Source organism: Microlunatus antarcticus (assembly GCF_014193425.1).
GTDB classification, from domain to species: Bacteria; Actinomycetota; Actinomycetes; order Propionibacteriales; family Propionibacteriaceae; genus Microlunatus; species Microlunatus antarcticus.
The window spans coordinates 226,863-251,301 of the sequence record NZ_JACHZG010000001.1 but is presented as its reverse complement, the minus strand read 5'-3'; the positions used below and the strand labels follow the sequence as shown (position 1 = coordinate 251,301).

The following is a 24,439-nucleotide window of genomic DNA, read 5'->3' as shown; positions in this document are numbered from 1 at the left end:
GGGCCTAGCGGGCGTCGAGAACGGAGCGGAGGGCGGTGCTGGACGTGTGCGGGGTGTACGGGAAGTAGCGCAGCTCGACCCCGACCTGGGCCATCTCGGTCTCCAGCCGGTCGCCCTTGGCGGTCCCGCGCCAGTCGTCGCCCTTGAACAGGACGTCGAAGCCGACCCGCTCCCAGGCGAGCAGCTTGTTCGACGACGCGTCGGCCACGACCTCGTCGACCAGGCCGACGGCGGCGACCACGGCCGCGCGCGCGGCGAACGGCACCATCGGCGGCCGGCCCTTGGCCGCGACGAGCGCCTCGTCGGTGACGACGCCGACGACCAGGCGGTCGCACTGGGCGCGGGCGCGCTCGAGGATCCGGAGGTGGCCGATGTGGAACATGTCCCACCCGCCGGGCACGTAGCCCGTACGCGTCCCCGGGTCCGTCGCGTCGGTGCGGACGAGGAAGTCGGGCACGGCGGGCAGGACGGGGCCGTCGGGACGGGGGCGGAGCACCTCGCCCTCGGCCGGCGAGGACGCGTCGGCGAAGTCGTACGCGAGCCCGCGCTCGGTCCGGCCCACGAGGTGGTCGTCGGCCGCCACGTCCACGTCGTCCACGACGCGCAGCGCAGCCACCAGGCTGACGCGCTCGTCCAGGGGCATCACCGGCGCCAGGCCCTCGATGCGGAGCACCTGCTCGTCGGTGCGCACGCGGGCCACGAGCCGGTCGCAGCGACCGCGCGCCTGCTCGATCACGTCGAGCTGCGCGACCGTCAGCAGGTCGAACGCACCGGTCAGTCGTCCGACGTCCACGGGCGTCACGCTACCGGCGGTGACCCTCGGGCGCCGCATTCGTGCGGGCCCCGGTCCGGAGGACGTCGAGGGCGATCACGTCGCGCCGCCACTTGGCCACGACGAGCAGCGTGTAGCCGACGGTCGCCGCGGCCAGCAGCGTGTAGACGCCGAGGAACAGGGTGTGCGCGCCCAGCAGCACGGTGGCCAGGCAGAAGACGCCGTAGTCGGTGGGCAGCTTGAGCAGCGCGGTCGACGCACCCGGGGCGGTCTTGAGCGGGGCCGCCAGGGCCAGCTCGGCCCGCGTGGCCCGGCCCAGCAGGTCGACCAGGATCATGCCGAAGAAGTGCACGCTCGACGCCACGGCGAAGGCGAGCGGCACGAGCAGCCACCCGATCGCGAGGTCGAGGTGGAGGTAGAAGGTGACGAGCACGGCCAGGTGGACGACGACCACCTTGAGCGAGTCCACCGTGTGGTCCAACCACTCCCCCTGCAGGCTGCCGCCACCACGCAGCCGGGCGAGCTGGCCGTCGGCGGAGTCCAGCGCGTAGCCCAGGACGAGCAGCAGGCAGACGGCGACGCCCGTGACGTACGAGGCCGGTGCGGCCGCGAGGAGACCGACGCCCACGAACGTGGCCACGGCGCTGAGCGCGGTGACCTGGTTCGGGGTCAGCCCGGCCCGGAAGGCCAGCGCGGCCAGCACCCGTCCCATCGGGCGGTTGACGAAGATCGAGTACGGCGGTCCGCCGCGCGCGCTCTTCTGCGCACCGCGCAGCCGGGTCATCGCGTCACGGAACCCCGGTCGCGTGTCCGTCGTGCTGTCGCTGGGCATCGGGGCGGAGTTTATCCCGGGAGGCGCCACTACTGTGCGCCCATGCCCGCACCGCTGCACCCGACCGAGCGGCGCGGTCCGCTCGTCTTCGTCCACCCCAGCGACGAGCTCTACGGGGCCGACCGGATGCTGCTGGAGATGGTCGAGGCCGCCCGCGCCGACCCGCGCGTCCCGGGGCTGGAGGTCTGGCTCCCCACCGACCTCGAGCACCCTGCGCCCGAGCTCTCCCTGTGCCGCGTGCTCGAGCAGCGCGGCGTGACCGTGCGCCACCTCGACGTGCCGGTCCTGCGCCGGGCGTACCGGACGCCGGCCGGGCTCGCCCGCCTCCTCGGCCGCGGGGCCCGGCTGCTCGCCGAGCTGCGCCGCGTCCGCGCCTCGACCGTCTACTGCACCTCGAGCGCCACCCTGCTGGCCGCCCCGGTCGCCCGCCTGGCCCGCGTGCCCCGGGTGCTCGGTCACGTGCAGGAGATCTGGACGCGGGCCGACCTCGCCGCCCTCACCGGACCGGCCCTCGCCTGCGGCCGGCTGGTCGCGATCTCGAGCGCGGCCGCCGGGTCGCTGCCCGCCACCCTGCTCGGGCGCACGGTCGTCGTGCCGAACGGGACGCCCGACCCCGGGCCGCCCGTCCCGCTGGCCGGCCGGAGCGGCGGGCTGCGCTTCGTCGTGGCCAGCCGGTGGAACGGGTGGAAGGGCCACCGCACCCTGCTGGCCGCCTGGGACGCGGCGCAGGTGGCGGGGACGCTGACCGTGCTCGGCGGCCCGCCGGCCAGCGGCGAGCGCACCGACGTCCCGGGGCTCGTCGCCGCACTGGCCCACCCGGACAGCGTCGAGGTCGTCGGCGAGGTGCCCGACCCGTCGCCCTACCTCGAGGCCGCCGACGTCGTCGTGGTCCCCTCCGACCGGCCCGAGCCCTTCGGCCTGGTGGCGATCGAGGCGCTCGCCCGGGCCCGTCCGGTCGTCGCGAGCGCCGGCGGCGGGCTGGTCGACATCGTCACGCCCGAGGTGGACGGCTGGCTCTTCCCGCCGGGCGACGTGGCCGCGCTCGCGGCGGTGCTCCGCCGGCTCGACCGGGCCGGGGTGACGGCTGCGGGCGTACGGGCGCGGGAGACCTACGAGGCGCGCTTCACCGAGCGCGAGTTCGCGGAGCGCTGGCGCGCGGTGGTGCTGGGCGAGGCCTAGGCGGAGCGGTTCGGACGGCGGTGCGCGTCGGTCAGACGCGCGCGTCGGCCCGCCCGTGCTGGTCGGCCTGCTGCGGGTCGCCGACCTCGCGGAAGGCGACGGCCGGACCGGCCGCGTCGAAGCCGGTGACCGTCTCGTCCCAGGTCCCGACCCGGCGACCGCTCGGGCGGCGCTTGGCGCGGGGACCGGCGACGAGCCGGGCGCACAGCGCCTCGTAGCGGCGGGCGACGTCGTCCCAGTCGTAGCGGCGGATGGCCTCGCGGGCGAACGACCCGAGGGCGACCGCCTGCTCGGGCTCGCGCTCGCTGGCCTCCAGCAGGGCCGCCAGCTCCTCGGGCGAGGAGAAGTAGTCGCCGTCGCCGTTCAGGACCTCGCGGTTGAAGATGCAGTCGTAGGCGATGACGTACGCCCCGGCCCCGGTCGCGCGCAGCAGCGAGGGGTTGGTGCCGCCGACGGAGTGGCCGTGGACGTAGCTCAGGGCGTTCGCGTAGAGCTGGTCGAGCTGGGTCTGGTCCCAGACCGCGCCGAGCAGGCGGACGTTGTCGTTCGCCGCGGCCTCGATCTCGGCGGTGTAGTCCTCGCCGTACGGGGAGGAGCCCACGACGACGAGCGGGAGCTCGGCGTTGCTGGCCACGTGGCCGCGGACGATCTCGAGGACGTGGTTCTCCGGCTCGAAGCGCGCGACCACGAGGTGGTAGCCCTTGGGCTCCAGCCCGAGCTCGCCGATGCGGTCGTGACCCGGGTCCGTGAGGATCGGGGCGCCGTACGCGATCAGCTCGGTCGGCGCGGCGAACTCCGTGCGGTAGTAGTCGGCGATGCCCACCGCGTCGGCGATCAGGGCGTCGGACCAGCGCACGGCGAGCGCCTCGACGGCGCGGTAGTAGCGGCGCCCGACCTTGCTCCACTTGCTGCGGCGCCACTCCAGGCCGTCGACGTGGGTCGCGACCGGGATGCCGTGCGCGCGCAGGACGGGGATGAGCGGGGCGTTGCCGGCGTTGAAGACGATCGCCACGTCGGCCTCGGAGATCGAGCGGTGCATCATCGACACGGCGGTGTGGGACAGGGTCTCCAGGACCCGGTGCCGCACGGCGGGCAGGTGCACGAGCTGCATGCCCAGGTACTCGTCGGGCTGGTCCCCGGCCTTCTCGCCCTCGGGGGGACGGCAGTAGACGACGACCTCGTGGCCTGCCTCGACCAGCCGGCGGCCCACCTCCTCGACGCAGGTCTCGAAGCCGCCGTACCGCGCGGGGACGCCGCGTGTGCCGACCATGGCGACCCGCATCGACCCGTTCGTGGGAGTCCTTCCCGCTGTGGTCGCGCTCGACGCCCTCCGTCGTGGAGGACGCCGCGCAACCAGACCTGATAAAGCACCCGAAGATCTGTCGACCTCCGGTGATCACTCGACCCGAGGCCCGCCTGACACGTGCTGCAGGCTCCCCGAATAATACGGTAGGCAGAGACGCCCCCGGGACGTTCTCCCCAGCGCTGAGGTGTGACGGTCAGCACCTCGTCGCTCTCCGGACCGCCACTAAAGTCTGGCCCATGGTCGCGACCACAGCCCACCCCCCGCTGCACGCCGGCGACGACGTCGTCCTCGTCGACGCGGACGGGACCCCCGTCGGCACGGCGCCCCGCACGACCGTCCACGACACCGAGACCCCGCTGCACCTCGCCTTCTCCTGCTACGTCACCGACGGGGCCGGGCAGGTGCTGCTGACGCGCCGCGCGCTGAGCAAGCGCACGTGGCCCGGGGTGTGGACGAACAGCTGCTGCGGCCACCCCCGCCCGGGCGAGGAGCCGACCGACGCCGTCCGCCGCCGCCTCGACGACGAGCTCGGGCTCGAGGTGGGTGCCGTCCGCAGCGCGCTCCCCGACTTCGCCTACCGCGCCGTCGACGCCAGCGGGGTCGTGGAGAACGAGGTGTGCCCGGTGTTCGTGGCGCAGACGCACGCGGGCTCGCGCGTGTCCCCGAACGCCTCGGAGGTCATGGAGTGGCGGTGGGTGCCGTGGACGTCGCTCGCCTCGGCGGTGACGGCGACCCCGTTCGCCTTCAGCCCGTGGGCGGCCCTCCAGGTCCCCTTGCTCGACCAGCAGCCGTCGGTCTGGGTATGAGGTCTGCGTGACCGCCTCCACCAGCCCGCGTCGCCCCGCCGCCGACCCGGGCCCCGACGGCCCACGGACGGGCGACCGCACCGTCCGCACGCTGCCGCCCGCGTCGACGACGGCCCTGACCCACGAGTACCTCGTCGCGGTCGACAGCGCGCTGCGCGCCGCCATCACGGCGCTGGTCCACACCTGGCGCGTCGAGCTCGCCTCGCCCCTGGGGCCGGGGAGCCCGGCGGCGCCGCCGGCCGACATCCTGCTCGACCACGACCTCCCCGAGATGCTGCAGGCGCTGAACGGCACCGGGGGCAAGCGGATCCGGCCGAGCATGACCTACTGGGGCTGGGTGGCCGCCGGTGGACGGCGTGACGACCGGGGCGAGGCGGACGTCGTCCGGGCCGGTGCCGCGCTGGAGCTGCTCCACATCTTCGCGCTGATCCACGACGACGTGATGGACGAGTCCGACTCGCGCCGCGGGCAGCCCTCCGTGCACACGCTCGCCGCGCAGCTGCACCTGCACGCGGGGGCCCGAGGGGACGCACGCCACTTCGGGGAGTCCATCGCCGTGCTCGTCGGCGACCTCGCCCACGCGGAAGCGGACCACCTGGTCACCGAGCTCCCGCGGGCCATGCGCCAGATCTGGCGCCTGCTGGTCGTCGAGCTCGTGCACGGGCAGAGCCGCGACCTCACCGGCAGCGCCGCGGGTCGGCGCGACCTCGACCACGCCCGTCGGGTCGCCCGGATGAAGTCCGGCCGCTACACCGTGCAGCGTCCGCTCGAGCTCGGCGCGGCCGCGGCGGGCGCACCGGACGAGGTGCGCGACGCGCTGATGGACTACGGCGAGGAGGTCGGCGAGGCCTTCGCGCTGCGCGACGACCTGCTCGGCGTCTGGGGCGACCCGCGCTCGACCGGCAAGCCGGCGGGCGACGACCTGATCAGCGGCAAGCCGACGGTCATCATGGCGCTCGCCGACGAACGGCTGCAGGGCGGCGCGCGGCGCACGCTGCGCCGGGTGGGCACCCCGGAGCTGAGCCCGGCCGACGTGAGCCTGCTGCAGACCGCGCTGGCCGAGCAGGGCGTGGTCGAGGCCGTGGAGGCCCGCATCAGCGAGCACGTGCGCGCGGCCGGTGCCGCCCTGGACCGGACCGCGCTCGACCCGGCCGGGGTCGCGGGCCTGACCGGCATGGCCCACCTCGTCGCCTGGAGAGACCGCTGACCCCCGCGCTCATCCGCGGCGCCCCCGCCGCCCGAACAACCACGGTCGTCCTCCGCGCGACCGCCCGGTCACGCAGCACCACCCGAAGAACCTGGAGATCTCGTTGAGTCCCGTCATCGTCATCGGGGCGGGCCTCGCCGGCCTCGCTGCGGCCTGCCACCTCACGGGTGCCGGGTACGAGGTCACCGTCGTCGAACGGGCGTCCGGCCCCGGCGGCCGCAGCGGACAGCTGCAGCTCGGGGGCTTCTCCTTCGACACGGGCCCGAAGGTCCTGACCATGCCCGACCTGATCTCGGACGCCCTGCGCGCCGCCGGGTCGGACCTGTCCGCGCTCGGTCCGCTCAAGCGCCTCGACCCCGCCTACCGCGCCCGCTACGCCGACGGCAGCACGATCATGGTCAAGGGCGACCGCGAGTCGATGCGCCAGGAGATCGCGGACACCTGCGGCAGCGTGGACGCGGCCGCGTTCGAGGAGTTCGTGACGTGGCTCCGCAAGCTCTACCTCGCCGAGATGCCGCACTACATCGACGCGAACTTCGACTCCCCGCTCGACCTGCTCCGCAGCCCGCGGGCGGCCGCGCAGCTGGTGCGGCTCGGCGCGTTCCGCAAGCTCGGTGACGCCGTCCGCTCGTTCTTCCACGACCCCCGCCTGGTCAAGCTCTTCAGCTTCCAGGCCATGTACGCCGGGCTCGCCCCCGAGAAGGCGCTCGCGATCTACGCCGTGATCACCTACATGGACAGCATCGAGGGCGTCTACTTCCCCGAGGGCGGCATGCACGCCGTCCCGCAGGCCCTGGCGGCCGCGGCGGAGAAGAACGGCGCGGACCTGCGGTACGACTCCACGGTGGAGTCGGTGCTCCGCTCCCCCAGCGGCCGGGTGGCCGGCGTCCGGCTCAGCGGCGGCGAGACGCTGCGCGCCGACGCCGTCGTGTGCACGCTCGACACCCCGGTCGCGTACGAGCAGCTGCTCCCCGACCTGCGCCCGCCGCGGGCCGCGCGTCCCGGCCAGGGCGACTACTCCCCCTCCGCGGTCGTCTGGCACGTCGGCGTCCGCGGGATGCCGCCGGCCGAGGCCGCGCACCACAACATCCACTTCGGCGAGCAGTGGGACGAGTCCTTCGAGGCGCTGCTCGAGCGCGGCACGCTGATGCCCGACCCGTCGCGGCTGGTCTCGGTGCACTCGCTCGACGCCCCCGACCAGGCCCCCGAGGGCTGCTCGTCGCTCTACGTCCTCGAGCCGGTCCCGAACCTCGACACCGGCCGGATCGACTGGAAGCAGGAGGCACCGCGCATGCGCGACCGTCTGCACGGCTTCCTGGGCCAGAACGGCTACCCCGACGACGTCGTCGTCGAGGAGCTCCTGACGCCGCTCGAGTGGCAGGAGCAGGGCATGGCCGCGGGCACGCCCTTCGCGCTGGCCCACACGTTCGCCCAGACCGGGCCGTTCCGCCCGCCGAACGTCGAGAAGCGCCTCCCGGGGATGTTCTTCGCCGGCTCGGGCACGGTCCCCGGCGTGGGGGTCCCGATGGTCCTGATCTCGGGCAAGCTCGCCGCGAAGCGGGTGGCGGACTACCTGCCCGGCGGGCGCCGATGAGCTCCACTCCGGTCGAGCTTGCCGTCCCCGTCGACGGGTCCGCCGAGGCCGCGAAGCTCGCGGCCGGCTACGCGGAGTGCGGGCGGCTGACGAAGCGGCACGGCACGACCTACTACTGGGGCGCGGCGCTGCTGCCCAGGGAACGTCGCCGGCACGTGTACGCGGTCTACGCCCTGTGCCGGCTGGCCGACGACATCGTCGACCTGCCGCAGGAGGAAGGTCCCGACCCGGACTCGCGTCGTCCCGTGCCCGTCGAGGGCTACCCCGAGACGGCCGCCCGGCTCGAGGCCTTCGCGCAGGCGTTCCGCGTCGCGATCGCCACGGGTTCCAGCGACGACCCCGTGATGGCGGCGATCGCGCACAGCGTCCGGCTCTGCGCCATCGACCCCGAGTGCTTCGACCGGTTCTTCGCCGCGATGGCGATGGACCTGACGACGACCACGTACGAGAGGTGGGAGGACCTGCTCGGCTACATGGAGGGCTCGGCGGCCGTGATCGGGGAGATGATGCTCCCCGTCCTGCGTCCGACCTCCCCCGCGGCCAAGGATCCGGCGCGCTCGCTCGGCTTCGCCTTCCAGCTGACCAACTTCCTGCGCGACGTCGACGAGGACCTCGACCGGGGTCGGGTCTACGTCCCGCAGGAGGACCTGCGGCGCTTCGGGGTGGATCTTCTCGCCCCGGGTGGCCGGACGGTGACGCCGGAGTGGCGGGCCTGCCTGGCCTTCCAGATCGCGCGCAACCGCGAGCTGTACGCCCACGCCGACACCGGCATCGCGCTGCTCCCGCCCCGTTCCGCGCGCTGCGTCGGGGCCGCCCGGGTCCTCTACGCGCGCATCCTCGACCGGATCGAGCGGGCCGGGTACGACGTGTTCAGCGACCGCGTCCGCGTGCCGACCTGGCGCAAGGCGCTGACGACCGCGCGCATCCTGGTCCTCGGACCCCGGCGGATCCAGACCCGAGGGGAGCTGGCGTGACCCTCGAGGCCGACCGTCCGCGGGCGAGCCGCGCCCGCCGCAGCGCGCCGACGCCGGCCGCGGTGCCCGTCGCCGGGCGCCCCCGGCCGCGGGTCCCCATCGAGCGGGTCCCGCAGCCGCGCGAGGACAAGATGAGCGAGACGTGGCGGCTGGCCCGCCCCTCGCGCATCGGTGCCTCGCTCGAGCTGGCCCAGCAGCGCAACGCCGGCGGCTGGTTCGTGGCCGGCGTCAGCGGCGACGTGGGCCGGACCGAGTCGACCACCCGCACCATCGCGGGCCGCGAGGTCGTCCTCTGGCGCGACGAGCGCGGTGAGCTGGTCGCGGGGCCGGGCTCCTGCCCGCACCTCGGTGCCCTGATGGACCGTTGCCCGGTGATCGACGGCACGATGTACTGCCGCTGGCACGGGCTCGCACTGACCCGCGAGGGCGACCGCACCTGGAGCCCGTACCGGACCCACGACGACGGCGTCCTCATCTGGGTCGGGCTGCCGACCGCCGGCGAGCCCCCGACCGACCGCCCCGCGCTGCCGGTCCGACCGCCCGCCCGCGGCTCGGTGGCCGCGGTGATCGCGGAGCCCGCCGTGTGCGAGCCGCAGGACGTCATCGCCAACCGGCTGGACCCCTGGCACGGGGCGTGGTTCCACCCGTACGCCTTCAGCCACCTCGTCGTCGACGACGCGGCGAGCACGCCCGACCGGCTCGTCACGGACGTGACCTTCCGGCTGAACAAGACCTGGGGCGTGCCGGTGCAGGCCGTCTTCACGTGCCCCGACTCGCGGACCATCGTCATGACGATCACCGACGGCGAGGGCGAGGGCAGCGTCGTCGAGACGCACGCCACCCCGCTCGGCGTCGACGCCGAGGGGCGCCCACTGACCATGATCACCGAGGCGACGATCGCGTACTCCGACCGACCCGGCTTCAAGATCGCCAGCGCGCTCTCGCCGCTGCTGATCCCGATGATCAAGCGCACCACGCGGCTGCTGTGGATGGACGACCGCGACTACGCCGAGCGGCGCTACGAGCTGCGCCGCCGCGGCGAGTTCCCGGGCTGATCATGGTCCGCGGGCAGCTCTAGCCCGCGAGCCGTCCGGTCCGCATCAGGTGCCGGACGTCGTCGCCCACCTGGTTGGTGGCGGCGAGTGCGGTGATCAGCTCCGCGACCCGGCTGCCGCGCAGCCCCGCGTCGGTCAGCGCCCCGTCGCGGACGAACGTGCAGACGCTGCTCACCGCGAACGGGGTGACGTGGCTGACGAGGCCGCCCAGAGCCGCGTTGGCCTCGGCGAGCGGTCCGTCCGCCAGCGCCCGGCGGCGCGCGAGAGCGTCGGTGAACGCGACCTCGAGCACGACCAGCTCCACCCGCTCGCCGACGACCGTGTGCGCGACCCCCGGCGCCGGCGGGTTGGGCGTGCTGTTGTCGTGCGGCTCGAGCGGGTGGATCCGGGCCGTGACCAGGTCGGCCGTCCGTGCGGCCAGCTCCGTGAGCCCGCGGCTCAGCAGCTCGACCACGTCGTCCCTCGCCCCGGGACGCACACCGAGGTGGACGTGCTGGCGGTCGTACGGGTCCGCCCCGTTCGGCGTCGCGTCGGGGTTGCGGTCGAGCAGCGTGGTCGACCCGGCCGGCAGCGGATAGGCGGCGGTCTCGGAGAAGACGTTCTGCTCGTCGGAGAAGAGGATGCTCGACGCCTCCTGGAACGTGGCCTGCGCGGCGGCGTCCGCCCAGCCGATCTCCACGGCCCCGTCGAGGTCGTAGCCGGCCAGCCGGTCGGCACCCTCCGGGCCGGGCCACAGGTGCGCGTCGTGGTGGCGGGCGAAGTGATGCTGCACGTACCAGCCGAGCCCGGGCACCCGGGAGCAGAGGGGTCCGTGGACGTCGCGCCAGTAGGCGCGGAAGTCCTCCTCCGCCAGGCTCAGCCGGCCGAGCACGGTCGTGTACGAGCTGATCGCGGTGGTGCGGTCCCGGCCGGCGTGGTCGGGCGGTGTCGAGTTGCTCACCCGGCGACCGTACGACGACTGACGGCCCGGGCCCGGTGACCAGCAGGTGATCATCGCGTCGATCATGGACTCCGGCGTGATCGTCGTCCTCAGGCTGTGGACAAGCCTGTTGATCGAGCCCCGAAGCCATGATCATCATTCACAGCGTCAGCACAGGAGCGCACAGCCGGGTCTCAGTGTTGATGCGTCCGTGACCGGGAGTTCAGCACCCGTTCACCCGCTGTTCCGCCCCGGTGGGTCAGATCAGGGCAGTTCCTGCACGGGGCAGGAGCGACGAAGCGAAAGCAGGCCCATGCCCAAGCTCTCCCTCCCCCGACCCCGGGCTCGCGCCGTCGTGGTCGCCTTCGCCGTGACGGGTCTGGCCTTCAGCGCCGGCGCCGCCGTGGCCGGTCCGGTCACGACGCCCGCGGCCCTGGCGAAGCACGGTGGCGCCACGCGGCTCGACGGCGACCAGACCAAGAAGGTGCGCAAGGCCGTCGCGGGCGGCAAGGCCAAGAACGTCATCCTCCTCATCGGCGACGGCATGGGCGACTCGGAGATCACGTCGGCCCGCAACTACCAGTTCGGCGCGGACGGCCGGTTCCCCGGCATCGACGCCCTGCCGATGACCGGTCAGTACACGACGTTCTCGCTCGACCAGGAGACCGGCAAGCCCGACTACGTGACCGACTCCGCCGCCAGCGGCAGCGGCTGGGCCACCGGCACCAAGACCTACAACGGCGCGGTCTCGGTCGACGTCAAGGGCAAGAAGCAGGTCACCCTGCTGGAGCTGGCCAAGCAGCGCGGCCTCAAGACCGGCAACATCACCACCTCCGAGATCCAGGACGCCACCCCGGCGGTCGAGGCCTCGCACGTCACGGCGCGTTCCTGCTACGGCCCGGTCGCCACGACGAAGACCTGCCCCACCAACGCCCTCGAGAACGGCGGGGACGGCTCGATCACCGAGCAGATCCTCAAGACCCGCGCCGACATCACCATGGGTGGCGGCGCCAAGACCTTCGCCGAGACGGCCACGGCCGGCAAGTACAAGGGCCAGACGCTCTCGGCCCAGGCGCAGGCGCTCGGCTACCAGGTCGTGAAGACGGACGCGCAGATGGCGGCCGTGGCCAAGGCCGACCAGTCCAAGCCCGTCCTCGGCCTCTTCGGCGAGGGCAACCTGCCCGTCCAGCTGGCCGGCCCCGCCGCGACGCCGACGGGGGCCGAGCAGCCCGCGGCCCGCTGCACGCCGAACCCCGACCTGCCCAAGACGCAGCCGCAGCTGGCGGCCATGACGGCGAAGTCGATCTCGCTGCTCAAGAACAGCAACAAGGGCTTCTTCCTCCAGGTCGAGGGCGCGAGCATCGACAAGCAGGACCACGCCGCCAACGCGTGCGGCCAGATCGGTGAGGTCGTCGCCTTCGACGCGGCCGTCAAGGTCGCCCTGCAGTTCGCCAAGGACGAGGGGAACACCTCGGTGTTCGTCACGGCCGACCACGGCCACACCAGCCAGATCGTCGAGACCGGGACGAACACCCCGGGCCTCACCGTGACGCTGGAGACCGCAGACAAGGCGCCGATGACGATCAGCTACGGCACGGCCGCCGCCGGCGAGAGCCAGGAGCACACCGGGACGCAGGTCCGCATCGCCGGCTACGGCCCGCAGGCCGCGAACGTCGTCGGGCTGACCGACCAGACCGACCTGCACTTCACCATCGCGCGAGCCCTCAAGCTCAAGACGCCCGCCAAGGGCTAGTCAGCGCAGGCCAGGGGACGGAGAACGCCCCCTGAGCCTGTCGGAGGGCCTCGGAGAGGTCGGCGCTTCCTACGAGGAGCGGACCCCTTCGGGGCCCTTCGACGGGCTCAGGGGGCGCTCGTGCGTCCTGGCCGCCCGCTCAGGAGACGCGCAGGAGCAGGCGGTGGAGCGGTGCGCTGACGCGGTTGCGGGCCTGCATCGGGACGCTCCACAGGTCGTGGCCGCGGACGCCGACGTCGGCGAGGAGGCGGTTGGCGGCCAGGAAGCCGGTCGTCGCGGCCCGCTCCATCAGCGCCACCGGGTAGTCGCACCGCACGCCGTCGCCGGCGAGCACGAGCCGCGGGTCCGGGGTCGAGACGGTGAGCCGGTCGGCCCAGGGGGTGGGCGCCGCGAGCGGGCAGTCGCGCCGGACGAGCCACTCCTCGTGCACCGCCACGGCGTGCGTGAGCTCGGGGCAGACCCGGGCCAGCTCGACCCGCATCCGCGCCCTCAGGGCCTTTTCGTCGACCACGCCGTCCTCGTGCGGGAGCGCGTACGCGTGGAGCTCGACGACCGAGCCGCCGTGCTCGTCGGACCACGCCCGCGCCCCGGCCTCGAACTGCTCGAGCAGCGACACGTTGTCCACCGGCCCGAAGCCGCTGGTGCCCAGGAACGGGGGTCGCCCGGGCGCCGCGCGCCGGTCCAGCCACAGCCGCCAGACCGCGAACGGCGGGGCGAGACGCTGGAGGGCGACCCGCTCCCGCCAGGCCTCGTCCTCGATCCCCGAGGCGAGCAGCAGCCCGCGCGCGGTGGTCGGGTCGGCGGCCAGCACCACCGCCGCCGCCTCGAGCTCCTCGCCCGAGGCCAGCGTGACGACCGCCGCGCCCGCGCCGGACAGGTCCAGCCCCGTGACCGAGGCACCCGTCCGGACGTCGACGCCGAGCCCTTCGAGGTGGAGTCGCACCGGACCCCACAGCGTCGTCTCGTAGTCGTCGTCGGGCACGTCGAAGAGCAGACCCTCCGAGGAGCCGAGGAAGTACGCGTGGAACATCGCCACGAGCTCGCCGGCGGCGAAGTCGTCCGGGTCGGCGAAGAAGCTCCGGGCGAACACCTCCAGGGCGAGGTGACGGGCGAGCGGGGGGAAGCGCAGGCGGTCGAGGAAGTGGGCGGCGCTCTCGCCGTCGTAGTCGGAGAACGTGGCCGGGAACGCCACGTCGAGCAGCTCCATGGCGGCGCCGGCGTCGACCCGGGTCAGGTCCCGCAGCGTGAACGACGGGCTCTTGGCCACGAACGCGGCGAGGTTGAGGGGCGGCGTACGCGGGATGCCGGTGAAGGAGTCCTCCGGCCCGTCGGCCATGACCAGCGGGTAGTCCTCGATCGGCACGAGGTGGTCGAGCCCCGGGTCGGCACGACGCAGCAGGGACCGCAGGTTGTAGTACTGGCGGAAGAAGGCGTGGAAGCCGCGGCTCATGCTCCGCCCGTCCTCCAGCGCCCAGGCCCGGACGCGGCCGCCCAGCTCGTCCTGGGGCTCGACGAGGACGACCGGGACGCCACGTTCCGCGAGGCCGGTCGCCGCCGCGAGGCCGGCGACCCCGCCACCGACGACGACCACGGGGCCGGCGCCCTCGGCCGCGCGGTCCAGACCGGGGAGGGCGGGGTGCCGGACGGCCCGCGGGTCCCGTCCGGGGTGCCAGGGACGGGACCGGCGGGTGACGGGGAAGAGGCTCACGCTGGCTTTCGGGCGCGGAAGGTGTGGAGGATGCCGTGCTGCCACCCCGGGACCGTCCGGACCTCGACGTCGACGAAGCCGGCCGCGTACAGGCGGTCGGTGAAGGTCTGGACGGAGTCGAAGCCCTGGACGCTGCGCCACAGGTAGCGGTAGAGGCGCGTCTGGCGCGAGGTGATCCAGGCGAGCGGGATGACCACGGCCCAGGAGACCATCGTCCAGGTCGCGGAGGCGAACGGCGAGCCGGCGACCGAGTACTCCTGGACGACCAGCGTCCCGCCCCCGGAGAGCAGGTCGTGCACGTCGGCCAGGACGGCGTCGCGCTCGGTCACGTTCCGGAAGAGGTACGCGGCCAGCACGCCGTCCGCGGGTGCCTCCAGCCCCCAGGCCGCGCGCTGCTCCCCGAGGTCCTGGGCCAGGCCCTGGTGGAAGTCGACGCCGGCGGGCCAGGTCTTGGCCTCGGCCTGCTCGAGCATCCCGGCGGACGCGTCGACACCGGTCACGCGGATCTCGGCCCCCTCCTCGCGCGCCGCGGCGAGCAGCGCCCGGGTGGAGGCCCCGGAGCCGCAGCCCAGGTCGAGCACGCGCAGCGGACGGTGCGGGTCGAGCGTCTCGAGGAGGGCCGAGGCCGCCGAGCGGAGGTGGCGGTGGTAGCCGGGGTTCAGCGACACCATACGGTCGTAGCGCGACGCCGCCTCGGTGAACGCGGCGGGCACGTCGTCGACGTCGAGACGGGCGGAGTCGGTCACGGTGCGGGGGTCTCCTGGCGCTGCGGGGCCGGTCCGGCACCGGCGCGGGGAAACCTTAGCGAAGGCATCGGCAGGACGGCCGGGGCGAGCCCCGAGCGATCGGTCGCGCGCGACGTATCGTTCCGTGAGACAGCGTTGTCAGCCCGTCACGCCCGGGCCGTCGGAGGCCTCCAGCAGCGGCTCTCGGGCCGTTACCTGCCCGTGGCCAGGGGCTTCGCTCCCCTGGTCGGGACGGTCACGCCCATTCGGCGGCGCCGCGGAAAATCCTTGTGACGTTGGCGTTTGGTCAAGATTTCTGCAGGGTTTGCCAGAACGCGTCAGTTTCCAATTCAACGGTTAAGTTGGTTCTCATGGCGGGGATACGTATGGCTGAGCCGACCGGTCTGAGAGACGGCAACGTCTCGCGGGGCGGCGGTTCGGGAGAGCTGCGGCAGAGCAACCTGACGGCGATCCTGCGGTACCTGCGTGACCACGGCCCGAGCAGCCGGCACGACACGGCGCGGGGCTGCGGCCTCGGCGTCTCGACGATGACCGACCTCGTCGGCGACCTCCGTTCGCGCCGCCTCGTCGCCGAGCTCGACCCCATCCGCCGCCCCGGTGCCGGACGACCCACCCGTCCGATCGCGCTCGACGGCGAGCCCTGGTGCGTCATGGGCGTCCACGTGGAGGTCGACCGCGTGCACGTGCAGGGCTCCACCGTCGGTGGCACCGAGCTGTGGCAGGACACCCTGTCCGCCGTCTTCGCGGACGACCACGACGGCGCCCTGGTGCTCGCCGACGCGATCGCCAGCCAGCTGTCGCGCGTCCCCGAGGGCCACCAGCTCGTCGCGGTCGAGATCGCGGTCCCGGGCTACGTCGGGCTCGACGGGACGAGCGTCACCTCCCGTGCGCTGGGCTGGGACGGCGCCGGCGTCGGCAAGGCCGTGCGCGCCGCCCTCGGCGAGACCGGCCTGACCGACGTGAGCGTCGGCATCTCCTCCGACTTCCACCTCGCCGGCCTCTACGCCGCCCGCGTCCTGCTGAGCGACCCGGCCACCACGGTCGCCGCCTACTTCGGCGGTCTGTCCGAGGTCGGCAGCGCCCTCGTCGTCAACGGCGAGATCTTCCGCGGTGCGGGGGGCGGCGCCGGCGACCTGGCCCACCTCCACGTGCAGGCCGACGGCCCCGAGTGCTGGTGCGGCCGTCTGGGCTGCCTCAACTCCGTGCTGCGCGTCCAGGAGCTGCTCGCCCGGGCCGGCCTGCGCGACGCCGAGCAGGCGGCCGAGCTCGTCGTCACCGACCCCGAGCAGGCGGTCAGCCTGCTGGTCGAGGGGGCGCGCGACGGCGACGCCGGCGTGCTCGCCGCGCTGGAGCAGGCCGGGTCCTCGCTCGGGCGGGCCGTCGACGACGTCCTCGGCTCGGTCAACCCGCACGCCGTGATCCTCGGTGGCTACCTCGGCCGCCTCGCGCCCTTCCTGATGCCGGCGCTGGACCGTCAGCTCCGGGCCCGGGTGCACGAGGGCCCGTACGCGGACACCCAGATCCTCGTCACGGACCAGGACCCGCCGGTCACCGCCGGTGCCGTCCTCGCCGCGCGCGACGCCTGCCTCTACGACCCGCTGGCGCTCACCACCCCGCTGCGCTGACCCGGGTGCCGGGCCGGTCCCGGGTAGCCCAGGTACCGGTCGCTCAGCCCCGGTAGGTCAGCACGTAGTGGTGGGTGCCGTCGTCGTCGACCGTCAGCTCGAGGTCGCCGGTGAGGCCGGCGAGGTCACCCGTCGCGGACCCCGGGACCACCTGGTAGGTCAGGGTCTGCGCACCGTCGACCAGGTGCCCGAGCTGCTGCAGCACGACGCTGCCGCGACGACCGTCCAGGCGTCCCGTCAACGACTCGAGCGCCACGTAGCCGGCCGACCCCTGCTGGGGGTCGCCGGCCGTGAGCATCACGCCGGTCCCCCGGGCGTCGAGGTCGCCGTGGAACGTCTTGTCGAAGTCGAAGCGCCCCACCGCACCTCCGAGCTCGGGTCCGGCCGGGCGCAGCCCGACGTCGAAGGTCCCGCGCGCCAGCCGGACGGCCGGCCCGCTGCCCGCCGCGCCGTCGACCGCGTCAGGACGCTCGTACTCGAGCAGGACGACCCCGGCGTCGTCGTAGGTGCGGCTCGACCGGAGCCGCCAGCGCGCCGGCGCGAACGGGCCCTCGAGCAGCGGGCGCCCGGCGCCCAGGGTCAGCGGGTTGAGCTTGATCACCAGCCGGTCGATCTCGTCGGTGAGCGCCGCGGCGAGGCGACCCCCGCCGCACAGCCAGATGCCTGCCCCGTCGCCCGCCTTGAGCTCCCGCACCCGCGCGACCGCGTCCCCGGGCACCACGTGGACGTCCGGCACCTCGGCCGGGTCCAGGGTCGCGGAGAAGACGTGGGTCTCGAGGTGCTCGTACGGGTTGCGCAGCCCGGCCGCGAGCGCCGGCTCGAAGGTCCCGCGTCCCATCACCACCGTGTCGAAGCGCGTCTGCGGCGGCACCGAGCCGACCGCCCGGTGGAAGGCGGTCGGGAAGGCGTCGCCCCACTCCGCGGCCAGCTCGGTCAGGTAGGCGGGCTCGGTCGTGAAGAGGTCGAACGCCCCGTCGGGCGCGGCGACCCGACCGTCCAGCGTGGCGGCGATGAAGTAGGTCAGCTGACGCACGGTGGTCCGCCTCTCGTCCGGGACGGGCACCGTACCGTCCGCGCCGGGCGGGTCAGCGCGACGCGAGCGCCCAGACGAAGAGCACGACCAGGGCCAGCACCCCGCCCACGGCGCACAGGACGACCGGGTCGACGCCGTCGTCCTTCCCGGGGTCCTTCTTCACCACGGGCGGCTTGCCCAGCCGCTCGCGGTGCAGGTCGCGCCGCCGCTCGTACTCCTGCTCGACCGCCTTGCGCGGGTCGAGGTGCCGGTCGAGCTGCGCGGGGCCGGCGATGTAGAGCAGGTTGAAGACCACCAGCGACTTGAAGCGGTACCAGAGCCCGAAACGGTCTTCCACATCCACTGCCCTGTCGGTTCGTGTCACAACACTTAGTGTACGAAGTATCTGCGTACGCGTAAAGTCAGAGCATGATCGACACCGAGGTGAACCCGCTGGCGCTGGAGCGCCAGGTCTGCTTCGCCCTCGCCGTCGCCTCCCGCAGCGTGATCGGGGTCTACCGGCCGGTGCTCGAGCGCCTCGGGCTGACCCACCCGCAGTACCTGGTCATGCTCGCCCTGTGGGAGCAGTCGCCGCTCTCGGTGTCCGACGTCGCCCGGCTGCTGCAGCTCGACCTGGCGACGGCGTCGCCGTTGATCAAGCGGCTGGAGGGGCTGGGCCTGGTCGACCGACGCCGCGACCCGGCCGACGAGCGCACCCTCCGCGTCACCCTCACCGACGCCGGGCGTGAGCTGCGCACGGAGGCGCTCGAGGTCCCCGGCACGGTGATGGAGCGGCTCGACCTCACGCTCGACGAGGTGCAGGCCCTGCACGCCGCCCTGACCCCGTTGATCACCAAGAGCCGGGTGGCGCAGGCCGTCGCCCGCTGAGGCTCGCGAGAACGGGTCGAGGCCGAGGCGTCAGCGACGCGACCGCACCGGCGGGGTGGTCGCGATCCGCAGCAGGTCCCGCGCCGGCGGACTCGGCCGGCGACCGGGGACCCACACGGCGCGCAGCACCCGCGTCAGGTCGACGCCAGTGGTCGCGACCTCGACGAGGCGGCCACGGTCCAGGTCGTCGCCGACCGCCAGCCGGCTGAGCACCGCCGGCCCGGCCCCGGCCGCGGCCGCACCGCTGACCGCGCTCGTCGTGGACAGCTCCAGGACCGGCGCGGCCATCGGCGCGTACGCGGCGAGCGCGGCCTCGAGAGCGCCTCGGGTCCCCGAAGTCGGCTCACGCTGCACGAGCCGGGTCGCCGCCAGCTCGGCCGCGTCGACCCGGCGGCGCCGCACCCAGGGGTGACCGGGCGCCACGACCACGACCAGCCGGTCGTGCGCCACGACCTCGTCGGCCAGCCCGTCGGGGACGTCGGGGCCCTCGACGAAACCGAGGTCGACCCGACCGGCGAGCACGGCGAGCGCGACCTGGCTCGAGTTCATCGCCTCCAGGCTCACCTCGGTCAGCGGCCGCTCCGCCGCGAGCCGCACGAGCCAGCGCGGAAGCAGGTGCTCCGCGACGGTCATGCTGGCCCCGACCCGCAGCCGCTGCTCGTCGCTGGCCCGGAGCGAGGTGATGCCGGCGTCGAGCACCTCGGCGGCGGCCAGCACGTCGCGCGCCCAGCCGGCCACCAGCACACCGGCCGGCGTCAGCGTCGACCCGCGGGCGGTGCGGGCGACGAGCGGGACGCCGACCAGCCCCTCCATCGTGCGGACGCGGGCCGACACCGCGGGCTGGCTGATGCCGTGCGCCGCGGCCGCCCGCCCCAGGGAGCCCGTCCGGGCGATCTCGAGCAGGAGAGCCAGGCTGTCGAGGTCCGGCACGCGGGGAGAGACCACGGGTGAACCTTATCGCCGGCCATCAGCCGCCCTGATGGATCCATGCCCCGAAGCCTCCTACTGCCGACGGCTCGGGACCCGCACGCTGGTCCCATGACCACCACGACCGCGCCGGCTCGGCCCCGCAGCCGCTGCCGACCCGACTGCGACCTGGCCCCGTTGGACGTGCGGCACCTGCTCGGTCACCGGTCGGGCGGGCCGGCGCCGTCCGTGCTGCCGGGCCTGGCCGCGGTGGGGGCGGCCACGGCGCTCTCCTTCGGCCTCGCCCACGTGGTCCCGGGACTCAATCCCTCCACCGTCGCCGTGGTGGTCGGCGCCGCCGCCGCGAACCTGGGCCTGCACAGACCGGTCCTGCGCGCGGGCACCCACGTCGCCTCGCACCGGCTGCTGCGGATCGCCGTCGTCCTGCTCGGGCTCCAGCTCGGGCTGCCCCAGCTGCGCGAGCTCGGCCTCGGCGGCCTCGGCGTGGTCGTCGCGACGGTCGGCGTGACCTTCGTCGGCACGCAGCTGCTCGGTCGGGTGCTCCGCGTCCCCCGCGCCCGCGCCCTGCTCGTGGCCACCGGCTTCTCCGTCTGCGGGGCCTCCGCGATCGCGGCCATGTCGGACGTGGCCGACGGCGACGAGGACGACACGGCGGTGGCGATCGCCCTCGTCACGCTCTGCGGCAGCCTCGCGATCGTGCTGCTGCCGCTGCTCCGCGTGCCGCTGGGGCTCGACCCGACGGACTTCGGCCGCTGGGTCGGCGCGAGCGTGCACGACGTGGGCCAGACCGTCGCGACCGCCGACCGGGTCCCGGGCGCGCTGACGACCGCCGTGGTGGTCAAGCTCAGCCGGGTCGTCCTGCTGGCCCCGCTGGTCGCCGGGGTCGGGCTGGCCCGGCGCCGTCGGGCACGGCTGACCACCGCTGACGGGTCGCGCCCCGCGGCCCTGCGTCGCGCTCCGGTCGTCCCGCTCTTCGTCGTCGGCTTCCTGCTCGCGATCGCCGTCACCAGCACCGGCCTCCTGCCGGGCGCCGTCCTGACCGGAGCCAAGCACGCGCAGTCGGTGCTCCTGGTGGCGGCCCTGGCCGGGCTCGGCACCGGGATCGACCTCCGTACGCTGCGCCGCACCGGCGGGCGGTCCCTGGTGCTCGGCCTCGCCTCCTGGGCGCTGGTCGCCGGGACCGCGTACGCCGGGGTGCTGCTGCTCCGGCATTGAGCGCGCCGCGCGTCGACGGCACGCGACGTCAGGGTCGAGGACGCGACAGCTCGTCGGCGGCGAGCACGACCGCGGCGGCGGTCCAGGCCAGCGGCGCGACGGCGGCCGGGCGCCCGTCCGCCAGCACCTTCTCGGGCAGCGACCCCTCCGGCGTGCGGTGGTCCTGCAGCCAGGCCAGCCGGGCGACGGCCTGCTCGCGGTCGCCGATGCCGGCCGCCACGAGCGCCCAGGTGGCCGTCGTGGGGGTCCAGCTCACCCCGTCCCGCTTCCAGGACCCGCCCGGGGCGAGACCGCCCGCCGGGCGGGTCAGCGCGGCGGGCGCGGTCTCGAACCGCGCATACGCGACCGGGTCGACGGACTCGGCGAAGGGCGGCAGCAGGAACGCGACCCCGAGGTCGACGCTGCCGGCGCGGCCGCCGAGGCGCCGGGGGAAGCCGCGCGGGGCGAAGTCCCGGCTGATCGCCTGGCTCAGCCGGGCCCCACCCGCGGCCGCGCGCGCGGCCGCCGGGCCGTCACCCGCGGTCGTCTCCAGCCGGGCGGACGCCTCGAGCCCGGCGCGCAGCACCGCTGCGGTGGCGAGCGTCGTCCGACGTTCGGGGACCTCCCAGTAGTCCGGCGAGGCCGGGGGCAGGTCGCCCGGCCGGTCGATCGCAGCCAGCGCGGCGGCGGTCGAGGTGTCCACGAGCGCCCGGTGCCGCGCGACGAAGGCCGGCCGCTCCGCCGGCGGCAGCGTCTCGGCCACGCCGGCGGTCGCCCAGAGCGCCCACCCGACCCCGTCGAGCTGCGTGCCGCGGTCGTCGGGGACGCCGCTGCCGTCAGGCAGGTAGCGCGCCTGGAAGACGCCGGAGCCGGGTTGCACACGGCCGAGGAAGTCGAGGACCCGTCCGGCGTCGTCCCCGTGGCCGGTCCGGGCGAACGCGACCGCCGCGAAGGCCGCGTCGCGCGGCCAGACGTAGCGCCAGGCCCCGGTCCAGCCGGCGACGGGCACGCCGTAGGTCTGGGTCAGCACGTGCAGGTCGAGCAGGGCGCCGCGGACCAGGTCGCTGTCGGCGCCCAGCTCGGGGACCGCCGGGACCGTCCCCGCGGCCAGCCAGGCCTGCTCGGCGGCCACGGCGGCGGCGCTGCCCGGCCCGGCGAGCACCCGGGTCCCGGGGACGACGGTGCCGGCGCCCGGCGCGACCTCGCCCACCGCACCGCCCGGACCCACCGCGACCGTGCCGCTGTAGAGCGGGACCTCGGCGTCGTGCGGCGCCACGCGGGCGAGGACCACCCCGCCGGCGGTGAGCAGGAGCGCGAGGCAGAGGCCCAGGGTGAGCGGGACGGGGAGCCGGGCCAGACCCAGGCGCGGCCGGGCGACCACGCCCGGGAGAACCGCCGCCACCGCCATGACGAGACCCTAGTGCGCACACTGGAGGCGTGCCCGAGGGAGACAGCATCTACCGCCTGGTCCGGCGGCTCGAGCCCGCGCTGGTCGGTCGACGCGTCGTCCACGGGGAACTGCGGGTGCCGGCGTTCGCGACCGTGGACCTCGCCGGAGCGACGATCACGGGCATCGGCACGCACGGCAAGCACCAGCTGACCCGGTTCCTCACCACCGAGGGCGAGCCGCTCACCCTCCACACGCACCTCAAGATGTCGGGCAGCTGGACGGTCGTCGGCGCGGGCAAGCGCCTGCCGCGCCACCTGATGGACCAGGTGCGCGTGCTGCTCGAGCTGGACGACGGGGCCACCGCGTACGGGCTCGACCTGCCGGTCGTCGAGGTCCTGCCGACCTCGCAGGAGGCCGAGGCGGTCGGCCACCTCGGCCCGGACCCGCTGCGGGCGGACTGGGACGCGACCGAGGCCGTACGCCGCCTCGGGTCCCGGCCGGAGCGACCCGTCGCCGCCGCCCTGCTCGACCAGCGGAACCTGGCCGGCCTGGGCAACCTGTGGGTCAACGAGCTCTGCTTCCTGCGCGGGACCAGCCCCTGGACGCCCGTGGGCGAGCTCGACGTCCCGGCCCTCGTGGCCCTGGCCCGGCGCTGCCTGCGGCACTCGGCCTACGTCGCGAACGCCTACCAGGTGACGACCGGCGACAGCCGCGACGGGCGCCAGCACTGGGTCTCCGGCCGGGCCGGGCAGGCCTGCCTGCGCTGCGGCACGCCGGTCCGGGTCGTCGACGAGGTCCCCGGCGACGCGGAACGTCGCCGGACGTGGTGGTGCCCCCACTGCCAGCCCGGCCCGGGACCCGAGGACACGCGCACCGGTCCCGTCGCCGCGCCGCGCGCCTGGGACCGGCCCCTGGCCGCCGGCACGACGCGGTCGGGAGGGCTCAGTCCTCGATCACGGACAGCACGTTCCCGGCCGGGTCGGTGAACCAGGCGATCGCGGGTCCGTACCCGCGCTGGATGCCCTTCGGGTCCTTCACCCAGTCGTAGCGCTCGAAGACCACCCCGCGCTCCACGAGGGCGTCCACCGCCACCTCGACGTCGGGCACGGGGAAGTTGAGGATCGTGTACGTCGCCGGCACGTGGCCGGGCTTGGGGTAGACGAGGGTCCGGGTGCCGCCGGCGAGGTGGAGGAAGAGCATGCCGTTCTCCTCGGTCACCTCCAGGCCGAGCGTGTCCGCGTAGAAGGTCCGTGCCGCCTCGACGTCGTCGACGGAGAAGCCGTGGAACGCCTCTGAGCTGCCGAGCATGGTGGTCCTTCCGTCGGGTGCTGGTGCGGGTGCCTGCATCACTGGGACCACCGTCCTCCCCCGGACTCATCGGCCGCGGACCGGGCGCGATCCGGGACGGCTGCGGGTGAGCCCGCCGAGCCGTACAGTGCTCGAGCAGTTCCATAGCCGCACGTCGTGAAGGTGGGCCAGCGTGTCCGGGTTGTTCGTGTCCGCGATCGTCGTCTTCGTCGTCGGGCTGGCGGTGCTCGTCGCCTGCATCGGCGCCAGGAACCGGATCGGTCGTCTAGTGGGGGTGAGCACGATGACCCTCGGCGTGATCATGGTCGTCGCGGGCAGCGTGACCCAGGTCCAGGCCAAGTCGGTCGGCGTGCAGGTCTCCTTCGGCAAGCCGATCCACGAGTTCGCCCCCGGCCTGCACTGGAAGCGGCCGTGGAGCCGGGTCGTCCAGATGGACGGCAGCACCCAGATCGACGACCACCTCGGCGACCAGAGGACCGAGATTCGGCTCGGCAACCAGGCCACCGGCTACGTCCAGAACGCGCTGCGCTGGAAGATCCGGCCCGAGGCGGCGGGCGAGCTCTACGCCGACTACCGCGGCTTCGACAACATCGGCCCGGGCCTGGTGAACCAGGAGCTCGCCGCCGCGCTCAACTACGCGTTCAGCGACTACGACCCCCTCAGCCAGGCCAAGGCCGCCAGCGGCGACACGACCACGCCGAAGATCAGCAACGACCAGGTGGCGGACGCCGTCAAGGCCCGGCTCGTGGCTCGGATCGGGGACCGGATCGTCATCGAGTCGGTGATCATCCCCAAGGTCGACTACGACGAGGCGACCCAGCAGCGGATCAACCAGCTGCAGCAGGAAATCGGCAACACCCGGATCGCGCAGCAGCGCGAGCAGACGGCCGAGGCCGACGCGCGGGCGAACGCGAAGATCGCGGCGAGTGTGTCCAAGGACCCGAACGTGCTGGTCAGCAAGTGCCTCGACCAGCAGCGCGAGATGATCGAGAAGGGCCAGGCGATCCCCGTCGGTGGCCTGGGCTGCTGGCCCCAGAGCGGCCAGACCCCGGTCATCGTCCAGCAGCGCTGAGCCGGCCGCCCTCGTTCCGGCTCGAAGGCACAGCAGCGTCGCGCCGCGCTGGTTCTCGCTTCCACGGCGATCACCTCGCTGTTCCCGGCCCCTTGCCGAGGGCAGCCCGACGTGCCGCGAGGAGGTCCTGGAGCAGGTCGAGCGTGACGGGGCGGTCGTACGCTGACCGACC

General features: G+C 74.3%; 23 protein-coding genes. 12 read left to right on the top strand and 11 right to left on the bottom strand.

All coding sequences use genetic code 11. From position 1 onward, the window contains the following. Window positions 1–4: 4 nt before the first annotated feature. Window positions 5–793, bottom strand: a complete 789-nt coding sequence (locus tag FHX39_RS01240; protein WP_183336089.1) for an adenylyltransferase/cytidyltransferase family protein — start codon at window positions 791–793, stop codon at window positions 5–7. Window positions 794–803: 10 nt separating this feature from the next. Next, on the bottom strand, window positions 804–1,604 hold the full coding sequence (locus tag FHX39_RS01235; protein WP_183336087.1) for a CDP-alcohol phosphatidyltransferase family protein: 801 nt from the start codon (window positions 1,602–1,604) through the stop codon (window positions 804–806). Between the two features lie 42 nt (window positions 1,605–1,646). On the opposite strand from FHX39_RS01235, the gene FHX39_RS01230 reads away from it, so the two are divergent. Continuing rightward, window positions 1,647–2,783 carry a glycosyltransferase family 4 protein gene (locus tag FHX39_RS01230; RefSeq protein WP_183336086.1) on the top strand — a complete coding sequence of 379 codons (1,137 nt, stop codon included), beginning with the start codon at window positions 1,647–1,649 and terminating at the stop codon, window positions 2,781–2,783. A gap of 31 nt (window positions 2,784–2,814) precedes the next feature. Here FHX39_RS01230 and FHX39_RS01225 read toward each other — a convergent pair whose 3' ends face one another. Further along, window positions 2,815–4,053 (bottom strand): DUF1972 domain-containing protein, encoded by a 1,239-nt coding sequence (locus FHX39_RS01225; protein WP_232530559.1) that lies wholly within the window; start codon window positions 4,051–4,053, stop codon window positions 2,815–2,817. A 272-nt stretch (window positions 4,054–4,325) separates the two neighbouring features. Here FHX39_RS01225 and idi point away from each other — a divergent pair, with 272 nt between their 5' ends. The 5 genes from idi (at window position 4,326) to FHX39_RS01200 (ending at window position 9,725) form a co-directional block, all read left to right on the top strand. Further along, window positions 4,326–4,895, top strand: coding sequence for an isopentenyl-diphosphate Delta-isomerase (gene idi / locus FHX39_RS01220; protein ID WP_183336082.1), 570 nt, complete (start codon window positions 4,326–4,328; stop codon window positions 4,893–4,895). A 7-nt stretch (window positions 4,896–4,902) separates the two neighbouring features. Continuing rightward, the gene (locus tag FHX39_RS01215; protein ID WP_183336079.1) at window positions 4,903–6,102 is read left to right on the top strand and encodes a polyprenyl synthetase family protein; all 1,200 of its coding nucleotides are present in this window, start codon (window positions 4,903–4,905) and stop codon (window positions 6,100–6,102) included. Between the two features lie 103 nt (window positions 6,103–6,205). Next, window positions 6,206–7,696 carry a phytoene desaturase family protein gene (gene crtI / locus FHX39_RS01210; RefSeq protein ID WP_183336077.1) on the top strand — a complete coding sequence of 497 codons (1,491 nt, stop codon included), beginning with the start codon at window positions 6,206–6,208 and terminating at the stop codon, window positions 7,694–7,696. Further along, window positions 7,693–8,670 carry a phytoene/squalene synthase family protein gene (locus tag FHX39_RS01205; protein WP_183336075.1) on the top strand — a complete coding sequence of 326 codons (978 nt, stop codon included), beginning with the start codon at window positions 7,693–7,695 and terminating at the stop codon, window positions 8,668–8,670. Before crtI ends, FHX39_RS01205 begins: the two co-directional genes overlap by 4 nt. After that, a complete protein-coding gene (locus FHX39_RS01200) occupies window positions 8,667–9,725 on the top strand; it encodes a DUF5914 domain-containing protein (protein ID WP_332836605.1) in 1,059 nt (352 codons plus the stop codon). The genes FHX39_RS01205 and FHX39_RS01200 overlap by 4 nt, the downstream gene beginning before the upstream one ends. 19 nt (window positions 9,726–9,744) lie before the next feature. On the opposite strand, the gene FHX39_RS01195 is transcribed toward FHX39_RS01200, so the two are convergent. Beyond that, a complete protein-coding gene (locus tag FHX39_RS01195; protein ID WP_198423214.1) occupies window positions 9,745–10,665 on the bottom strand; it encodes an EthD domain-containing protein in 921 nt (306 codons plus the stop codon). A gap of 292 nt (window positions 10,666–10,957) precedes the next feature. On the opposite strand from FHX39_RS01195, the gene phoA reads away from it, so the two are divergent. Beyond that, window positions 10,958–12,397 carry an alkaline phosphatase gene (phoA, locus tag FHX39_RS01190; protein WP_183336073.1) on the top strand — a complete coding sequence of 480 codons (1,440 nt, stop codon included), beginning with the start codon at window positions 10,958–10,960 and terminating at the stop codon, window positions 12,395–12,397. A 139-nt stretch (window positions 12,398–12,536) separates the two neighbouring features. Here the strand turns inward: phoA and FHX39_RS01185 are convergent, their stop codons facing one another. Together FHX39_RS01185 and FHX39_RS01180 are read right to left on the bottom strand one after the other, a co-directional pair. After that, on the bottom strand, window positions 12,537–14,105 hold the full coding sequence (locus tag FHX39_RS01185; protein WP_183336071.1) for an FAD-dependent oxidoreductase: 1,569 nt from the start codon (window positions 14,103–14,105) through the stop codon (window positions 12,537–12,539). Further along, a complete protein-coding gene (locus tag FHX39_RS01180; protein WP_198423213.1) occupies window positions 14,102–14,851 on the bottom strand; it encodes a class I SAM-dependent methyltransferase in 750 nt (249 codons plus the stop codon). Before FHX39_RS01180 ends, FHX39_RS01185 begins: the two co-directional genes overlap by 4 nt. Window positions 14,852–15,216: 365 nt before the next feature. Between FHX39_RS01180 and FHX39_RS01175 the strand changes: the two genes are divergently transcribed. Continuing rightward, window positions 15,217–16,476, top strand: coding sequence for an ROK family protein (locus tag FHX39_RS01175; protein WP_183336068.1), 1,260 nt, complete (start codon window positions 15,217–15,219; stop codon window positions 16,474–16,476). A 43-nt stretch (window positions 16,477–16,519) separates the two neighbouring features. Here FHX39_RS01175 and FHX39_RS01170 read toward each other — a convergent pair whose 3' ends face one another. Next, a complete protein-coding gene (locus tag FHX39_RS01170) occupies window positions 16,520–17,509 on the bottom strand; it encodes a DUF3224 domain-containing protein (protein WP_183336066.1) in 990 nt (329 codons plus the stop codon). A 52-nt stretch (window positions 17,510–17,561) separates the two neighbouring features. Further along, the gene (locus tag FHX39_RS01165; RefSeq protein ID WP_183336064.1) at window positions 17,562–17,846 is read right to left on the bottom strand and encodes a hypothetical protein; all 285 of its coding nucleotides are present in this window, start codon (window positions 17,844–17,846) and stop codon (window positions 17,562–17,564) included. Window positions 17,847–17,917: 71 nt separating this feature from the next. Between FHX39_RS01165 and FHX39_RS01160 the strand changes: the two genes are divergently transcribed. Beyond that, window positions 17,918–18,376, top strand: a complete 459-nt coding sequence (locus tag FHX39_RS01160; RefSeq protein WP_183336062.1) for a MarR family winged helix-turn-helix transcriptional regulator — start codon at window positions 17,918–17,920, stop codon at window positions 18,374–18,376. A gap of 30 nt (window positions 18,377–18,406) precedes the next feature. Here FHX39_RS01160 and FHX39_RS01155 read toward each other — a convergent pair whose 3' ends face one another. Further along, complete coding sequence (locus tag FHX39_RS01155; protein ID WP_183336060.1) at window positions 18,407–19,321, bottom strand: LysR family transcriptional regulator; 915 nt, start codon at window positions 19,319–19,321, stop codon at window positions 18,407–18,409. A 93-nt stretch (window positions 19,322–19,414) separates the two neighbouring features. Here FHX39_RS01155 and FHX39_RS01150 point away from each other — a divergent pair, with 93 nt between their 5' ends. Next, on the top strand, window positions 19,415–20,518 hold the full coding sequence (locus FHX39_RS01150; RefSeq protein WP_183336058.1) for a YeiH family protein: 1,104 nt from the start codon (window positions 19,415–19,417) through the stop codon (window positions 20,516–20,518). A 28-nt stretch (window positions 20,519–20,546) separates the two neighbouring features. Here FHX39_RS01150 and FHX39_RS01145 read toward each other — a convergent pair whose 3' ends face one another. Further along, a complete protein-coding gene (locus FHX39_RS01145; RefSeq protein WP_183336056.1) occupies window positions 20,547–21,905 on the bottom strand; it encodes a glycoside hydrolase family 15 protein in 1,359 nt (452 codons plus the stop codon). A 29-nt stretch (window positions 21,906–21,934) separates the two neighbouring features. On the opposite strand from FHX39_RS01145, the gene FHX39_RS01140 reads away from it, so the two are divergent. After that, window positions 21,935–22,873 carry an Fpg/Nei family DNA glycosylase gene (locus FHX39_RS01140; RefSeq protein WP_183336054.1) on the top strand — a complete coding sequence of 313 codons (939 nt, stop codon included), beginning with the start codon at window positions 21,935–21,937 and terminating at the stop codon, window positions 22,871–22,873. On the opposite strand, the gene FHX39_RS01135 is transcribed toward FHX39_RS01140, so the two are convergent. Then, window positions 22,830–23,195 (bottom strand): VOC family protein, encoded by a 366-nt coding sequence (locus tag FHX39_RS01135; RefSeq protein ID WP_183336052.1) that lies wholly within the window; start codon window positions 23,193–23,195, stop codon window positions 22,830–22,832. The two genes, FHX39_RS01140 and FHX39_RS01135, sit on opposite strands and share 44 nt — an antisense overlap. Before the next feature lie 172 nt (window positions 23,196–23,367). On the opposite strand from FHX39_RS01135, the gene FHX39_RS01130 reads away from it, so the two are divergent. Next, the gene (locus FHX39_RS01130) at window positions 23,368–24,267 is read left to right on the top strand and encodes an SPFH domain-containing protein (RefSeq protein ID WP_183336050.1); all 900 of its coding nucleotides are present in this window, start codon (window positions 23,368–23,370) and stop codon (window positions 24,265–24,267) included. The last annotated feature ends 172 nt before the right edge of the window (window positions 24,268–24,439 follow it).

What these genes read in the sequence shown, in the direction of transcription:
- FHX39_RS01235 (WP_183336087.1), bottom strand. Translation starts at nt 1,604, where the DNA reads ATGCCCAGCGACAGCACGACGGACACGCGACCGGGGTTCCGTGACGCG.
- FHX39_RS01230 (WP_183336086.1), top strand. Translation starts at nt 1,647, where the DNA reads ATGCCCGCACCGCTGCACCCGACCGAGCGGCGCGGTCCGCTCGTCTTC.
- FHX39_RS01225 (WP_232530559.1), bottom strand. Translation starts at nt 4,053, where the DNA reads ATGGTCGGCACACGCGGCGTCCCCGCGCGGTACGGCGGCTTCGAGACC.
- idi (WP_183336082.1), top strand. Translation starts at nt 4,326, where the DNA reads ATGGTCGCGACCACAGCCCACCCCCCGCTGCACGCCGGCGACGACGTC.
- FHX39_RS01205 (WP_183336075.1), top strand. Translation starts at nt 7,693, where the DNA reads ATGAGCTCCACTCCGGTCGAGCTTGCCGTCCCCGTCGACGGGTCCGCC.
- phoA (WP_183336073.1), top strand. Translation starts at nt 10,958, where the DNA reads ATGCCCAAGCTCTCCCTCCCCCGACCCCGGGCTCGCGCCGTCGTGGTC.
- FHX39_RS01175 (WP_183336068.1), top strand. Translation starts at nt 15,217, where the DNA reads ATGGCTGAGCCGACCGGTCTGAGAGACGGCAACGTCTCGCGGGGCGGC.
- FHX39_RS01160 (WP_183336062.1), top strand. Translation starts at nt 17,918, where the DNA reads ATGATCGACACCGAGGTGAACCCGCTGGCGCTGGAGCGCCAGGTCTGC.
- FHX39_RS01150 (WP_183336058.1), top strand. Translation starts at nt 19,415, where the DNA reads ATGACCACCACGACCGCGCCGGCTCGGCCCCGCAGCCGCTGCCGACCC.
- FHX39_RS01145 (WP_183336056.1), bottom strand. Translation starts at nt 21,905, where the DNA reads ATGGCGGTGGCGGCGGTTCTCCCGGGCGTGGTCGCCCGGCCGCGCCTG.
- FHX39_RS01135 (WP_183336052.1), bottom strand. Translation starts at nt 23,195, where the DNA reads ATGCTCGGCAGCTCAGAGGCGTTCCACGGCTTCTCCGTCGACGACGTC.